The organism is Njordella calcicola (assembly GCF_056494125.1).
On sequence record NZ_CM151396.1, the window covers coordinates 4,036,472 to 4,052,665 of the forward strand.

Consider the following 16,194-nt stretch of genomic DNA (forward strand, 5'->3'; position numbering starts at 1 on the left):
TTCTATTACTTGCCCGCAGAATGAACGGTGAATCGAGATCCCATACCAACCCTTTACAGAATCCGGTATTTGTAACGTTCAATGGTCGTAACTGCACTTTAGGGGATTGTTGGAATAGCGTGCTAGGCTTATGCCGCTAGGGCCAAGAGTCTTTCGAATCGGTCGCGTATTTTTGATGGATCGGCGGCAGATTGGAGATCTCTCAAAAATACTTCGCGCAGCATTTTCCGGGCTATTCCTCGCCGGCGGTCATTGTGCGAAGGACGGCGAGTTGGATTGTCCCATGGACGATCGCTTCGGTCCACCAGTTGTTCACTCGTGTGATCCCAACACTCCAATTCAACCAGTGTATACAACCATCCGCACAGGTTCCAGCAGCCAATGCTCGACCACACGTTACGAACTTGTTGCTCACCTGCACCCCAGATTTCTTTGACGTCATGAAAATGCTCTTCGATCGCCCACCGATCCGACGCTGTCTTCAGAATCATCTCGACGCTCATCAAAGCGTCAGTGCTAACGTACGCCGCCCAATTACCCCTGGTGTATTCCAGCAGTACCACTCGAACTGTCCCACCCACAACTTGGCTTGTCGCCAAAAATGTCTTGTAGCGACGCTCGACCATAACGCCGCGACAACAGTAGCTAATCGTTTTCCAACCTCGACGATTAGTCGCTCGCTTTTTGAGGCTGATACGGTTCTTGCCGTATTTGCGAGGCCGACCACGCTGTCCGGTTTTGTTCACGGGAAGCTCAAACAGCTTGGCGTCACTACGCAGCCTCGTCACTATGATCGCCCCTTCGGCAATCAGCGGTCGGATCAACACCATCGCTGCATACGCTCCGTCGAACACGACGATGAACCCAGCCTTGCTTCCCAGGGCTCTAAGGGTCCGCATCACTTTTCGGCAGAGCTCCAAGGCGAGTTCGTGTTTAGTGCGAAATTCCCATTCATATCGCTGTTTCAGCTTGGTGATGTCAACTTCGCGAACGTACAACATCGACAATATGGGCAGCGCGATTATGCCAAACAGCGGACGGCTTATCAGCATCGCCAAGCAGACCCAGTTGTGTCCGTAGAGCCAGTCTCCATCACCCGGGCCAGGAGTCGGATTGTGGTGAATGTTGGCCGCCTCCACGCATGGCCCAAATCGTCTGGTTGGCGAATCGTCGATGGCCATCGTCCAGTAACCTTTTTCACCAGGATCAAACTTTCTGAGGATTACCCCAAGAACCGCAAACGCCAACGCAGCGGCGTTCTTGCCGACGGATTGAAGCAGTTCATAAAAGCGATCCCAATCGTCTTTGACACCCGCACATCGAAACCAACTGGCGGCCGTCCGGCGACCTCCGGCCAGCAAAGCTCCGGCAACAACAATCGGCAGCCGGAACGCGATTCGCTTGTCCAGCAAGCTGCTCATGGCGGTAGTGAGTGTGGCTATACCGCCCAGCAGTGGCACGCTGGCAGCTTCAGTGGATTGACGATTCGGATTGGCCGTAACCAACCTCTGCCGTTTGTCGTGTTGAGACGACGTGGATTTCGCAGCATGTTGAGCTTGTGGAGGTCTGCCGGAGTGTTTACGCTTAGCCATCCTTGGCCCTTTGTGGATGATTGGTTTGGTGTGGTAACCTCCAATTTCCCGAAGGGCCTTTTTCGTGGCAAGATCAATCCTCGACTTGATTGATGAGATTCCCTAAAGTGCAGGTCGTAACGAAATGGTGTTAAATAGAGCGCACATGCCTCCTACCCAACTACCGTGCATAACTTCGCCGGCAGCGTAGATCTTGGAATTGTCTGGGGACCAGTGCAGTTGGGTGACGCTGTTCTTTGCGTGATGTTGCACCGATAGCTCACCATCTTCATCCGGTATCTGTGCACGCAACTCTGTCCCAACCGAACCTTGGCGAAGTATTTTGACATCCCTAGTGGAACCAATGACAAAGCGATCACCGGCTGGATCGACCGCTACGGAGTAGACCGGAGCATCCGACACGTGCCAACATTGCTGCTCCGATGTTTCGTTAACATCCCACATTCGAATCGAACCATCCTGCGATGACGACAGCAGATGCCGCTCATTGACCCAAGCCAAATCCGTAACGGTAGAGACATGGCCTGTGAAAGTGGCGACATCCTCGCCGTGGTCGGTTGCGATCCGGATATTTATGCCTTCCGAGGTTGCTAGCAATTTTCCCGACGGATTCCAAACTGCGGCATTTCCAACTTCGAGGCCTTGGGAGATTAAATTGGCTTTCGATTTGTCGGACAAATTGAATATCAGGCGTTTGCCGAACCGCATACTTGCGAGAATACGCTCTTCATGCGGATGCCAATCTAAATCACCTAGATAGTTTTCTCCTTCCACCGAGTATACGACTTCTGTCGTCCGATTTGCAATATTCACAATTGCGATATCACCATAGCGAGTTCCAATAGCAATACGATCGTTGTCGGCGTTCCAGCACAGTCCGCCAATCCTGGCCCCATCCATTTGTGAAGGGCGTGTTTCCAAAGGTTGACATCGCCACACCAATTGCCCGTTGCGGCTATTGATCACGAACAACTCAGTTTTATCCGTACCTACAGCGATGTGATCGCCGTTTGGCGACCAAGCGGCTTTTACAATGTGTCCTTGGCACTCCAATTGTCGAAGTTTCGTCAGCGTTTTTGCATCCCAGATATCAATTGAACCCTGAGCAGTTGAGATAGCAATTTCACGCCCATCAGGACTGAAGCCACCCCATGGATTAGCATTGCTTACCTCTCGAATATGCAAAACTTGATTAGCAGCCTCTACACGTTGTTTCATGTAGTACCATTCCCAACCGCGAAAATCGACCTCACCTGCTTCAGGTGAACTGTTTTCCAATAACGTAGAGAGCCTTCCGAAGCTGCGTTCCTTGAGCGCCGTCTGCATGGCCGCCAGATTCGCTGCATAGAGATTCCACTGCGACTCCCGAATCGCCGACTCAGCTTGTTGCCGCAAATCTTTCTCGATAGTTGCTGCCATTCGAGCTTGCGCCGCGGCTTGTTCCGCTTGGCTGCGAAGCTTTTGCTGCTCGATTTCCGCAGCTTGCACTTTGACTAGGGCGTCGCGAGTGTTTGACTGCTCAATTGTCACCTCCTGTAGCTTCTGCTCGACTTCACGCTCGGCATTCGTGGCGCGGATTGCTTGTGCGACACTCACTACGGTCCCGACCATAAGCGCAACAAACAGAAGAGCAAGTGAAGTCAGTGCTCCACGGTACTTATACATAGTCTTCTTGGTCGAATACCAGATTGAAGGCGGGCAAGCGTGCACTGGCGCGTTATCGAGAAACCGCTGAATGTCAGCCGCGAATTCCGACGCTGTACCATACCGGCGTCTGCGATCTTTCGCGAGCGCCTTCAGCGCGATCCAATCGATCTCGTTCGCAATGGCCTTTGATATTTCCCGCTGGTCCAAGCCGCGACTTTCTGCGACCGTAGATAGTGCGGCTTTGGGCATTGTTGTTACACGATGGCTCGGCCGAGGCGGATCTTCTTCACGGATAATCCGTCTCATTTCGTCGAAGCCAGACTTCAACAGCCGATCACGGTCAAAGGGAGTAACGCCTGAGACTAACTCGTACAACAAGACTCCCAACGAATAAATGTCAGTACGTGTATCGATGTCTAAACCGCTTAACTCGAGTTGTTCGGGGCTCATATAAAGCGGTGTACCTACGACTTGATTAAACGTGGTGTAGACTGTGTGCTGCGAAAGGCTCTGATGAAGTGCTTTCGCAACGCCGAAGTCAATGACTTTGACGACAGGCTTGCCATCGTGCAATGTTACTAAGATATTCGGCGGCTTTAGATCGCGGTGAATGATCCCCTTTTGATGCGCATGTTGAACAGCGCTGCAGACATCGATGAAAAGTCTAAGCCGCTCTGCAATGGTTGCTTTCGAATGGTCGCAATATTTAGTGATGGGAAATCCACGGACCAGTTCCATCACAAAGTAGGGAAGTTTCTGTTGCGTTGTCCCTGCGTCGAAGACTCGGGCGATGTTGGGATGTTCCATCATAGCGAGTGCTTGACGCTCGGCTTCGAAGCGAGCGATGACCGCTTTGGAATCCATTCCGGGCTTGATAACCTTTAGCGCAACTTTGCGTCGTACCGGTTCGGTCTGCTCGGCGACATAAACCACCCCCATGCCGCCTTCGCCTATTTGCTCCATAAGCCGGTAGCGATCGATCTGACAGCCAACGTCAATCGCATCCATTGGCGTAGTGACGTTGAGATCCACCGCGGGATTGGCCATGAAGCTGCCCGTATTATTGACGTTGGCCAGTAGATTTTCGACACGGCTTTTCAGGTCGCGGTCCCCTTGGCAAGCTTTTTGTAAGTAGGAACTTCGCTCCGCCGTTGGCAGTTCGAGCATTGCCAGGAGTAGGTCTTTTTCATTCGGGACCGAGGGGGTGTCTTCTGGCACGATCAATCATCCGGCAGGTAGGTTAAGAAAGAGTGTCCATGCTTTAGGGCGTAAGACTATTGCCGATTGTCGCATGGGATTAGGAGAAAAGCATCAAATTTGTTTGAAAGCCACAAGGCCCGACGTTTATCGCACGATGACGCGTTGATGGGGATAGGAAATCGGAACAAAATTTCGAAAATCGCCATCGAGTTAAGCCATTTGATTTAGGCCTGAAAGGCCGGGCTATTTCAGCCCAGGCCAAAGGCCTGGGTTGTTGGATCCCCCGGAATAAATGAGGCCTGAAAGGCCGTCTCAATTGCATATGTCTGTTGGGGGGGATTAAAATTGGGTCGTCATTCTCAGACACGATCATCATTTCCCTGACCACAAGAGGAATTTTATGTCGCAATCGCTTGCCAAAATCTATATCCATCTCGTTTTTTCAACAAAGAATCGAGAAAACAACTTAGCGGACGCTTGGCGGGAAGAATTGTTTTCGATATTGGGCGGAGCAACCAATAGTGTTCAATGCCAATCGTTGATCGTTGGCGGCGTAGCCGATCATGTGCATCTATTGTTTCAGTTGGGGCGGACTGTGACCATTGCTGACGCCGTAGGTAAGATCAAGTCGTCAGCGTCTTCTTGGATTAATAGCACGAGAGAGCTCTCAGAAGAGTTTCATTGGCAAGGCGGATACGCCGCATTTTCAGTGAGCCAATCCAATGTTGAGGCGGTCAGAGATTACATTCGCCGCCAGCCCGAGCATCATGCCAAACAATCGTTTCAAGATGAGTTACGAGAGTGGCTCAAGAAATACGAAATCGAATGGGATGAACGATATTTGTGGGATTGAACCTTAACCGCGTCCAACGAATGAACGGCCCCTACAGGGCCGAACGGTCATCATGTGATCCGTAAACCCAGGCCTTCGGCCTGGGCTGACAGAACGGCCCCTTCAGGGCCGGAGGATATTGGTTTTCGGCCTGAAAGGCCGGTCTCTACCAGCCCAGGCCCAAAGGCCTGGGTTGTTGGTCCACCCAGATTCATTAAGGCCTGAAAGGCCGTGCTCAATTTCGATCGCCTGGATAGGAACGGCCCCTACAGGGCCGGATGATCATTATGTAAATCGTAAACCCAGGCCTTTGGCCTGGGCTGACAGAACGGCCCTTTCAGGGCCGGAGAATATTGGTTTTCGGCCTGAAAGGCCGGTCTCTACCAGCCCAGGCCAACGGCCTGGGTTGTTGGTCCACCCAGATTCATTAAGGCCTGAAAGACCGTGTTCAATTTCGATCGCCTGGATAGGAATGGCCCTTTCAGGGCCGAAGGCAAATCTGAATGGATGATTTTCTCGACCAAACCTGTGCGGTGGCGTTTCTACATTTCTGAATGTTATGAATATTCCATGAGACAAGCCAGTCGATTTGTGCGCCCGTAGTGTTGAGGCAGATCATTTGTCACAAATGCAAACCTCAACGATGTCGGTTTTTCTCTGGACGGTTTACGGCTGTTTCTTGCATTGAGAATTGTCAGTCCGCAAGCGTCTGCCCGCGCAACTCAATCAGGCACAAGGATCTCAGGTATGTTTCACCGGTCAACATCGAAAGTCGCGGCAGTGCTGAACGCTGTGAGGAGCAAGGGTTCAGGCGGAACAGGTCGATCTAATTCACCGTCAACAACGAAGCTGCAAAGGCAACCCTTCAGCCGAGTACTTCGCACAGAGCAACTCGAAAATCGCGATTTGTTCGCTGGCTTAGCATTTGATTCTGTGATCACCACAGAAAGCAATTGGCCCATTGGTAAGTCCTATGGACATGCAGTTGTCTCAGATTCTTCTGGCAATATGTATCTGGGCGGCATTTTTGAAGGAACTACTGATTTCGACAGACACGCTGTTCATGCAGATTCTGCCGATATTCTGACGGCTCGCGGAGCGGGGGACGCGTTCATCGCCAAGTACGGACCAGCCGGTCAATTTCTATGGGCGCGTAGGATGGGAGGCGACTCGACTCGCAACTCGGATGACTCGATACTTCGAATGGCAACTGACCAAGCAGGAAATATCTTGCTTACAGGAAACTTCGCAGCCACTGCAGATTTCGGTGGAAGCTCACTAACGTCTCAAGGATCAAAAGACTCGTTTGTCACAAAGATTGACCCGAATGGTAATTTCCAGTGGACTTCAGGTTGGGGGACGGTCCATGATGAAAACACCAGCCAAATCGTCGTCGATGACAATGGCAATACTACTGTAATCTCTAGTAGCTCAACTCTTAACACTCCGCGGATAACGACTTCCAGTCTGTTTCAATTCGATGCGCACGGGAACATGGTTTGGACATCGCAGTTTCCGACAAATGCTACTGCAAGTGAACTTGTTCGCGATTCAAATGGTGATTTATATGCCTCTGGTATTTTTAAAGGAACGGTCGATCTTAATTTGGGGCAAGGAGATTTCCTCGTAACAGGTTCATCATCATCAAACAATCGATTCCTTACTAAGATTTCTGCAGATGGAGAATTTCAATGGGCTAATTCGTTTATCGCTGACACATCCGCAGTACCCGCTTCGACTATTATTGTTAACTCATTGGCAGTAGGCAGTAATGGATCCATCACCATTGTTGGTGCGTACGGTGGTCAGGTGCGATTTGAACACAGTAACAGCGTATACTCATTACCATCTGAGCAAGCATCCCGAAACTTCTTCGCGACATTTAATGAAACAACTGGTGCTCTTGAGATAGTAAACTTGAATGTTGGATCCTTCACAAGTAGCTCGCTGATCGGCGTGGATAATGGATTTATTGCAACAGGAATTACTGGCGTAAGTGGTTTCAATCCAGTAAGCGGGATTTCATTATCTGGAATGGGCAGCAATGACGTTTGGATCATGACCCTTGATCAGACTGGAAATATTACATGGGCTGGAATCGTAGGTGGGCAAAGCATCGATACGGTTGGGCAAATTTCACCAGATGGAAATGGTGGAGTGCTGCTATCTGGATTGTCGGCGTCGGCGGCCTTTGATTTTGATCCGCATCCAACCCAAGTTCATAGCGTGTTAAAGCCGGGGGCGTTTCTATTGAAACTAAAAGCAATGCCAGCGACAAAATTCTACGTCGTCGATGATGCCAGCGCGGATCGTACGTTTGAGTATGCCGCTGATGGCACAGCCGTTGAAAACTATGGCTTGGGTAGCGGAAATACAGCGCCACGTGGAGCGGCTAGCACGGTGGCGGGTGACAAAGTTTGGGTCGTCGATGCGAACAAGAAAGTCTACATCTATAACGATAGCGGCGTGTTACTAGGTTCATGGACTGCTGGCTCGGTGGCTTCCAATGCGACGATCGAAGGGATCACGACCAACGGGACCGATGTCTGGTTGGTTGACGCTCGGCAAGATCGTGTCTATCGCTATGCCAACGCAGCCAGTCGATTGTCTGGAAGCCAAAACGCAGCGAGCAACTTCGCACTCAACAGCGGCAACCTCAGTCCCAAAGATCTTGTAACTGATGGAACACACATATGGGTAGTCAACGATAGTACTACCGATAAAGTCTTTAAATACACGATGACCGGAGCGCTGGTCGGAAGCTGGACGATCGCTTCAGTGAATTCGAAACCGACTGGTCTTACCATCGATCCCTCAGGAGCAAGCCAAAGTATTTGGATCGTCGATAACGGCACCGATCGCGTCTACGAATATACCAACGCTCGCAGTCGAAACTCGGGCAGCCAATCAGCAGCTGCTTGGTTTGCATTGTCGAGCGGGAATGGCAATCCTCAAGGAATCGCCGATCCACCAGCCGTTGGAAGCAGTACTAACCTAATCCCGGCCACAGCAGCAGTGGCTGTCAGCGATATCGCGGTTGCGGAACAATGGACAAATCCTCTGACTCCCACGTCTTCCAATGCGACTGCCAATTACCAAGCCATTCCCGTCACTGTTCAAAGTGCTTCTGGCTTGCTAACAGCACACCGAAGCGTCCTTGACGAACCCGCTTCGATGCTGGTGTCATCGGGCGGCGTCACCGCAAAGCAAGCTGACGGCTCTATGAAATCGTCTAAGTTGCGATCAGACTCAGCGTCATCACAAAAGCCATTATTCACTGGAAAGCAGCTTAAGAATGCTCCTAACCAGCGAAACGAATCTGCAACTGCCGACAACGTTTTTGCTGATCTCGATTCGCTGGCAAGTATCTTCCGCTGAGAGATCGCTCTTCAGAACGTCAAGGAGTGCGGAGCGATCGTCGACAAACCTCAAGCAGTCAAACTCAATCGGTTACGCTGCAGTGCATGAGGCATGCTTCTACTGTCAGTCCCGGCCCAAAGCCCAGCATGACAGTAGGGCCTTCCTTTGCACTAGCAGCTAATTCTTCCATGATGAAAAATACGGTGGGCGACGACATGTTCCCGCATTGCCGCAGCACATGCCATGACGCTGTTAGTGTCGATTCGGTCAACGACAAACTCTCGACGACAGCGCTCAAAATTCTCGGACCACCAGGATGCACAATCCAGTTGGCGATGTCATCGATCAACAGATCGTGCTTGGCCAACCACGACCCCAGCCAGTCCTGCAATCGCTCTTTGATCACCTCAGGCACCTTGGGCGAAAGTCCCATTTCAAATCCAAAGTCTCCCACATGCCAGCTCATCATCTCACGCGTCTCTTCCAGCACGCTCGATGCATTATCCAGAACGTACCAAGCTGGGCTAGACGTAGCGTTCTGCGTTACATCCTCTGCCTGATCGGCATCCTCGGGCAGGGTAGTCGCTTGCATCACAACTGCAGCCGCACCGTCAGCAAACAAAGAGTTGGCCACGAGTTGCTGAGGATCATCGGTATACTGTTGATGGATCGTGCACAACTCTACCGAACAGATCAACACCGTCGCTTCCGGTTGCGATTCACATATTGCCCGCCCAACGCGCATTGCATTTAAGCTTGCGTGGCATCCCATAAATCCAACATGCGTACGTTGGACATCAGGGGAAAGTCCAAGGGCCGTGATCATTTCAAAGTCAACTCCCGGCGCTGCAAAACCACTGCAAGAGACGGTGATTAAATGAGTGATCGCCGCTGGAACAACTCCGCTAGCCGCGATCGCTCGTTGGCTCGCTTGAATTGCCAGAGCTGGTGCATACTTTCGATAAGCGGCCATGCGTTGGCTGGTCGAAGGCGCAAGCCGCTGGCGCTGCTGCGCGTCGGCGTCCTGGGGGATGACAGGAAAGAACGATTGGCGATCCATCAGCGGCGTATCCTCGCCATGCTCAATCAACACGCTGAAACGCTGCATCACTCCGGACTGCTTGTAAAGCATCTCCAGCGCTTTGCGATACCGCAAGGTCAGTCCCGCGTTGCGAGCGAACAAGCAAGCCTCGTCTTGAGTGATCGCATAGCTGGGTAACGCTGTCCCTAGCCCAACAATGTGGGCCTGTAATCGATCTTCGCGTACAGGAATCGCGATCTGAAGATGGGTCACTGGGCGCTCACTTTCTGTATGGCCCAATTGCGAATCATGGGAACATGATCCGCAACTTGAGCTAGGATTTTCGCTTGGAATGGCCGGCGCAGCAGTCGCGAGAACTGAGTGCAAAACCACTGTTTCCGAAATAAGGATTGATGCAGTTCCGATTGCCACTGACCGATGAATGCGTCGGACCAATTCCCAATGGCCTGCGGTGCAACCTTGTGTACTAATTCCGCAGACCTCAATGCCCACGACATGCCTTCGCCGGTAAAAGGCTCGACGTAACCCAGCGAATCACCCAGCAGAAGCAATCGAGTTGAACCGCAGCGCGTGGACTTCCGCGTCAATGGGGGCGTGGCTAACCATTTGCAGCCAGCCAAGTCCTCTGCCATCAACTCGATGTGGTTGTTGCGTAAAATGTGATGCACCACTTGCCAAACCTTTTGCCCCTCGGCCAAACTTTTTGGAGCAATCGCGGCTGCCAAATCGAATCGATGGCCCTCAACGGGAGCAAGTCCGACATATCCATTGTCCGAAACCACCATGGTCAACTGATTTTGTAATTCCTGTGGAATATTTCGCGGCTGTAGTAGCGCGTGGACACCGATGTGGGCGGTGGAGCAAACCTCGGATTGAAATTCGGGCAGTTTCGTCAAACTGGATTGCGTCAGCCCGTCTGCCACTAAAACCAACCGCGCTTTTACGAATGCTACTGCTTGTTCATTGCCACGTAATTCCACTTTACGCGTTGAACTATCTTCTGGTTCAGTGATTGGTAAAACAGTTGCCCGAGTGCTATCCAAAAAGACTCCGCCAGCCAATTGCACCTCTTGAACCAGCATCGCATCGAGCGTACTTCGCTGCGTCGAAATCATCGTCGGGATCTTCCAGCGAAACTTTTTTGCTTGCAGGTGCAATTCCATCATGTCAATCTCCGCTCCACCGCATGCAAGCAGTCGTTCGAATAAGCCAACTCGTCTCAGTACATTCTGACCTCGTTGATTCAAACAACTGCCACACACCTTGTCGCGCGGAAACGCTTTGGCTTCGACCTGCAGAACAGAATAACCATCGCGGCAGAGAAGCAATGCCGCCAATGAGCCCGCTACGCCAGCGCCGATGACCACGCAATCAAACTGTTGCTGGTGGAAATCGGTTGCGGATTGCTGCGCAGATGTGGCGCTCTGAGTTAGCTGAATCATTGTGTCGAAGCCTTCGCTGCATCGTTTGTCATGCCGCGTCGAGGATTATCGTGCAAGTACAACAACGTGAATCGCTGAGGCCAATGCGACGATAGCTTGATCGACTCCATCCCAGCCGCTTTTGCTAAACTAGAAACTTCATGCAACGTGTATGCCGCTCGCACCGACTGCGGACCATCAAAATGCACGATCTTGGATCGAGATAAGACATAGCACCCAAACTTAGCTAGTCCATAGCCAATCCTTGTTCGCTGAAGGTCATCAACGATCACACCGCAGGTAGCGCGACGCTTCATCGCCGTCAGCAATTGGATCGACTGCTCGTCGCTCAGATGATGCAGGAATAAACTGCAATAGATAAAATCGAACTGGTCATCAATCTCCAGCAGCCCTTCGATCGCTTGATGCACATGAAACGTCAACGTCGCATCACCGCTCTTGGTTTGCGATTGAGCTCTCGCAAATTGGATCGCCGTTTCGCTCATGTCCCAGCCTTGGACATGACAGGATTCGACCAGCGAATTCAACTGCCGCCAAACGCCGAAGGTCACGTCGCCACCACCACAACCTAGATCCAAAACGCGTAAAGGTTGAGTGTCCGGAGCATGGCGTGCAATCGTGCGAGCAATCCGGCTCGATGTGCCACTCCAGAAATTCACGCGGCGCAGTCCAGACAAGGCACGCTGGTGTTCTTGCGGGTCCAGCGCGGGATCATCCATTAACTCTGGGACAAGGTTGCGGTGTTGCATTAAGCCGATAAAGAGGATTATAAATAGACCGATGAACATGCATTTTCGCATGCTTTGCAGCTCGCGGCAATGAATATTCCGGGCATTTTAGAGAACCTTCGGAGAATCCGTGGTGTTGATCAACGATTTGAGCGTCTTGGTTGGTGCGCATACATTGTAGATTACGACATTCATTGGATGTAGAAGAAAGTTAGGTTCGTGCTTCGACAGATTGATCGCTACTCAACTTTCGCCGCCGTGTTTGTGCTTTTCGCGCTGCCACTGATCCTTTGGGGCGCATTGTCAATCCGCAGTGGAGCTGCCCGAGTGCATGATTGGATTCCCAGCCATCATGCTCATCGATCGGAATATGAAAATTTTCTTCGCTGGTTTGGCGACGACCAGTTTGTCTTGGTCTCTTGGGATGGCTGTGTTTTAGGAGATCCGAGATTGGCGGAGTTTCAACAACTGCTCTTGGCTCGAAATGCAAGTGTTGATGAACCTGTATTTGCTAAAGTCGAAACAACCGACTCCGTACTAGAACGCCTTACTAGCCCCCCTCTATCCCTATCACGTTTGCAGGCCGAGCAGCGCGTTGGTGGCTTCTTGATGGGTCCCGATGGCACGGCTTGCTTGGTAATCGAGATCGCACACGCAGGGACTGATCAGGGGCCTGAAACGATCGATTTAATTTATGAAGTTGGTGCCCGTGTGAAAGGGCTACAACGAGACCAGATCATTATGATCGGTACCTTGTTTGAAGAGGTTTCGGTCGATCGCGCAGGAGATCGTAGCTTAAGATATTTAGTTCCCCCGTCGACGCTAGCAGCGATCGTGGTAGCCATCGCTGCGTTAGGAAAATGGCGAGCGAGCCTGTTAGTTTTTATCTTAGCGGGCATTGGTCAAATGCTTGCCGCAGCTCTCGTTTACTACACAGGTGGTGAGTTCAGTGCGGTGATGATCGTACTGCCTACCTTGGTCTTCATGCTGACGCTTTCGTCTGCAGTCCATTTGGTCAACTACTATCGCGATGTCCCTCATGCGCATCACCGCGGCCCGCGAGCGTTGCTGGTTGGCCTTCAGCCGACTGCACTTGCCAGTTTGACAACCATGCTAGGCATGGGTTCGCTGATGGTCAGCGAGCTTGGGCCTGTCTCTTCCTTTGGATTCTATGCGGCCGCTGCACTTGGGCTATCTACGCTGACGGCCCTTGCAGTTTTTCCTTTTCTAGCAGACAAGCTACTGAAAAGGCAATTCCGGGCGACGGAGTTTGAGCCAGCAGGTTTGGAACCTTGTCAGCGCGATCGACCATACCATCAGTTCGCTGGCTTCGTTGAAAGGTTCTGTTGGCCATTGGTCATGATTGGTGGTGGATGCCTTGCCGTCACAGCCTGGGGCGCGATGCAATTATCGGCAACTACGAAATTTGATCGCATGTTCCCAAAAGATAGTCCGACTGTGAAAGGGATGGCATGGGTCGAAGATCGCATAGGCCCCATTGTAGCGATCGAAGTGCTGCTGCTGTTCGACGCTGGAGCGAACGATTTGTTACAGCAAGTTCGCTGGTTAACAAGCGTGGAGCATTCGCTGCGTTCGCTTGACGATATTGGCGGAACACTTTCCGCGGCAGACTTTCTACCGCCGGTACCGAACACCCGAGGTATCCGAGCGACCGCTTCACGGGCTGCTTATGAGAAGCGACTGGAGAGCCATTTGCCAGAGTTGGTCGATCAAGGCTGGCTAGCGATCGAAAACGAAAAACATATCTGGCGGATCACTTGCAAGTTCACAGCCTTGAACGAAGACTATGGGCATTTCATCCGGCAAGTCCGCCAGAGGGCGGCAGCGACTTTGGACAAGTATGCCGCCCAGCCCAACGCGCCGCAGGAGTTAATCGTGACTGGCTTGTCACCGATCGCTCATGAAGCACAACTGCTACTCATTGGAGATATGTCGCGCAGCTTCATGACCGCCTTTCTACTCATTACACCGGTCATGATGGTGATCGCACGCAGCGTCAGCGTTGGCCTGCTGTTGATGATCCCTAATATCTTACCCATCACGTTGGTATTTGGAACGATGGGGCTGCTGGGAGTTCGAATTGACATTGCCAGCTTGCTGACTGCGAGTGTGGCGTTGGGCATTGCGGTGGACGACACGTTGCACTATGTCAGTTGGTTTAGTCGCGGGAAGAAAAAGGGGATGTCAATACACAACGCTGTAGTGCATGCGTATCATCATTGTGCGCCAGCGATGTTAGAGACCACTTTGATTTGCTGCGCCGCCATGCTGCCGTTCATGTTCGCGGATTTTATCCCAACGCAACGCTTTGCGATCTTGATGATTTGCATGCTGGTGTTGGCGATTGTCGGGGATTTGTTGTTTCTCCCCGCTTTGCTGATCGCTTATGGCAAAGTCGCGTTACCGATTCGGGCATACGTTCGAAAATGGTGGTAATTGCGATTGAATTTTCATTTTGCCGCTTTGGCGGGTTTTGCGAGGAGACTGCCTAGCGGTACAATGTTGGGAACGAGGCGTAAGTTTCGTTGTGCCCCAAGCTGATACCTGAACAACCTTTCAAAATCCCCCATGTACCTTCGATTTGCAAAAAGACTGCTGGTTGAGACCGATAAACGCTTGCTCTGGAAGCTCGCTTATCAAGCAGGCTGGCGTGGCTTGCGCAGTGTGCAGAAGCACAAAAAGCGATTGAAGGCCGGTGAGTTCTTTCCACCGTTCTTGTACATCTCCATTATCAACAGTTGTAACCTCCGTTGCCAAGGGTGCTGGGTCGATGTTGCAGGCAAGCAAACCAAGATTGAGTTGGACGCGGCCAATCGATTGATCAACGAAGCGAAAGCGATGGGCAATGCGTTCTTTGGGATTTTGGGTGGCGAGCCCTTTATGCACAAAGATTTGCTAGAGATCTTAGGGTCGCACCCAGACGCGTACTTCCAAGTGTTCACCAATGGGCACTTCATCACCGACGATGTCGCCAAACAACTGCGTAAGTTCGGCAATGTGACGCCACTGATCAGCGTGGAAGGCAGCGAGATCGTCAGCGACACGCGACGAGGCAAGCTGAATGTGCTAAGCAAGACCATGGAGGGGCTGCAGAACTGCTTAAACAACAAGGTCATGACCGGCGTATGTACCAGCGTTTGCAAAACGAACATCGATGACCTGTTGAATGAACGTTGGGTCGATCGACTGATTGAGATGGGAGTCATGTATTGTTGGTTCCATGTCTATCGCGTCGTTGGACCGGAAGCGTCGCCGGAGCTGGCGCTGGATACCGAGCAACTGCAACGCGTGCGACGTTTCGTCGTTGAGACGCGAGTGAAGAAGCCGATCATTGTCGTGGACGCTTATCATGACGGGAATGGCCAAGCACTCTGCCCGGCGGTAACTGGTTTTACGCATCACATCGGCCCGGGTGGACATGTCGAGCCTTGTCCGATCATTCAGTTAGCGACCGAATCGATTCACGATGACCAATCGATGAAGGCGGTGTTTAACGAGAGTGCTTTCTTGCGCGATTTCCGTGAGACAGTAGCCAGTCAAACCCGAGGCTGTGTTGTATTGGAGCGGCCGGATCTTCTATTGGAGTTAGCACAGCGTCATGGCGCTCGCGATACTACGCAACGGCAAACGGTGATGCAAGAGTTGGCGGCAACTCAGCCGCGACGCTCGCAGTATGTTCCAGGCAACGAGATCCCAGAGAAGTCTTGGGCCTATCGATTGGCCAAGTGGTATGCCTTTCATGACTATGGCGCGTACACTCGACATTTCACGCCGGACGACTGGGTGGACCCGGAAGCCAGTCGTCCGTCGGCAGAACCCGAGCCGGTCTCGGTTTAGCGTCATTGATCTAGCATCGCTTTCGTTAAATCGCTTGCAGCAGGCGTATGCGTTCTTCTTTAACCTCCCGTTTCGGGAGGGTCGGCCGCGAGTTCTTAGTTCGTAGTCCCGGCTTCAGCCGGTCTTAGTTCGTAGTCCCGGCTTCAGCCGGTCGTAGTTCGTAGTCCCGGCTTTAGCCGGACAGACGTTCAAAAAAACATACAAAGATTCCGCCTGAAGGCGGTACTACAAACAGCAGCCGTCCGCGATCTTCTTCACCCTCCCGTTTCGGGAGGGTCGGCCGCGAGTTCCGCGAGCGTCCGGGGAGGGAGCACCATAGCCAACGCCCACTCACCAGATGATCTAGCATCGTTTTCGTTTAACCGCGTGCCCAGCGGGCCGCGTTACTACTGGCCGCCACCACCAACGCGGGGCGTTGCCCGCGCGGTTAAACCAAAACGAAGATTTTTTCCGTACCCCTGATTGAATCCACCTGCTACGGTGGTTAGAATCA

At 52.0% G+C, this 16,194-nt stretch carries 9 protein-coding genes; 4 read left to right on the plus strand and 5 right to left on the minus strand.

All coding sequences use genetic code 11. The annotated features are described in order from the left end of the window. Positions 1-128: 128 nt before the first annotated feature. Together SH302x_RS15715 and SH302x_RS15720 are read right to left on the minus strand one after the other, a co-directional pair. A complete protein-coding gene (locus tag SH302x_RS15715) occupies positions 129-1,592 on the minus strand; it encodes an IS701 family transposase (RefSeq protein WP_479363345.1) in 1,464 nt (487 codons plus the stop codon). 102 nt (positions 1,593-1,694) lie between these two features. Then, positions 1,695-4,457 carry a protein kinase domain-containing protein gene (locus SH302x_RS15720; RefSeq protein WP_479363346.1) on the minus strand — a complete coding sequence of 921 codons (2,763 nt, stop codon included), beginning with the start codon at positions 4,455-4,457 and terminating at the stop codon, positions 1,695-1,697. Between the two features lie 382 nt (positions 4,458-4,839). Here SH302x_RS15720 and tnpA point away from each other — a divergent pair, with 382 nt between their 5' ends. Both tnpA and SH302x_RS15730 read left to right on the plus strand, forming a co-directional pair. Continuing rightward, the gene (gene tnpA / locus SH302x_RS15725) at positions 4,840-5,292 is read left to right on the plus strand and encodes an IS200/IS605 family transposase (protein ID WP_479363347.1); all 453 of its coding nucleotides are present in this window, start codon (positions 4,840-4,842) and stop codon (positions 5,290-5,292) included. 912 nt (positions 5,293-6,204) lie between these two features. After that, positions 6,205-8,649, plus strand: a complete 2,445-nt coding sequence (locus SH302x_RS15730; RefSeq protein ID WP_479363348.1) for a hypothetical protein — start codon at positions 6,205-6,207, stop codon at positions 8,647-8,649. A gap of 64 nt (positions 8,650-8,713) precedes the next feature. Here SH302x_RS15730 and SH302x_RS15735 read toward each other — a convergent pair whose 3' ends face one another. Genes SH302x_RS15735 through SH302x_RS15745 form a run of 3 tightly spaced genes read right to left on the minus strand, consistent with a single transcriptional unit; the run spans position 8,714 to position 11,903 of the window. Further along, positions 8,714-9,925, minus strand: a complete 1,212-nt coding sequence (locus SH302x_RS15735) for a type III polyketide synthase (RefSeq protein WP_479363349.1) — start codon at positions 9,923-9,925, stop codon at positions 8,714-8,716. Further along, entirely contained in the window at positions 9,922-11,115 is a 1,194-nt protein-coding gene (locus SH302x_RS15740; protein WP_479363350.1) for an NAD(P)/FAD-dependent oxidoreductase, read from the minus strand. Before SH302x_RS15740 ends, SH302x_RS15735 begins: the two co-directional genes overlap by 4 nt. Continuing rightward, positions 11,112-11,903 (minus strand): methyltransferase domain-containing protein, encoded by a 792-nt coding sequence (locus SH302x_RS15745; protein ID WP_479363351.1) that lies wholly within the window; start codon positions 11,901-11,903, stop codon positions 11,112-11,114. The genes SH302x_RS15740 and SH302x_RS15745 overlap by 4 nt, the downstream gene beginning before the upstream one ends. Before the next feature lie 159 nt (positions 11,904-12,062). Here SH302x_RS15745 and SH302x_RS15750 point away from each other — a divergent pair, with 159 nt between their 5' ends. Next, a complete protein-coding gene (locus tag SH302x_RS15750) occupies positions 12,063-14,300 on the plus strand; it encodes an efflux RND transporter permease subunit (protein ID WP_479363352.1) in 2,238 nt (745 codons plus the stop codon). Between the two features lie 132 nt (positions 14,301-14,432). Beyond that, positions 14,433-15,701 carry a radical SAM/SPASM domain-containing protein gene (locus tag SH302x_RS15755; RefSeq protein ID WP_479363353.1) on the plus strand — a complete coding sequence of 423 codons (1,269 nt, stop codon included), beginning with the start codon at positions 14,433-14,435 and terminating at the stop codon, positions 15,699-15,701. Positions 15,702-16,194 lie beyond the last annotated feature (493 nt).

What these genes read in the sequence shown, in the direction of transcription:
- SH302x_RS15715 (WP_479363345.1), bottom strand. Translation starts at nt 1,592, where the DNA reads ATGGCTAAGCGTAAACACTCCGGCAGACCTCCACAAGCTCAACATGCT.
- tnpA (WP_479363347.1), top strand. Translation starts at nt 4,840, where the DNA reads ATGTCGCAATCGCTTGCCAAAATCTATATCCATCTCGTTTTTTCAACA.
- SH302x_RS15740 (WP_479363350.1), bottom strand. Translation starts at nt 11,115, where the DNA reads ATGATTCAGCTAACTCAGAGCGCCACATCTGCGCAGCAATCCGCAACC.
- SH302x_RS15745 (WP_479363351.1), bottom strand. Translation starts at nt 11,903, where the DNA reads ATGTTCATCGGTCTATTTATAATCCTCTTTATCGGCTTAATGCAACAC.
- SH302x_RS15755 (WP_479363353.1), top strand. Translation starts at nt 14,433, where the DNA reads ATGTACCTTCGATTTGCAAAAAGACTGCTGGTTGAGACCGATAAACGC.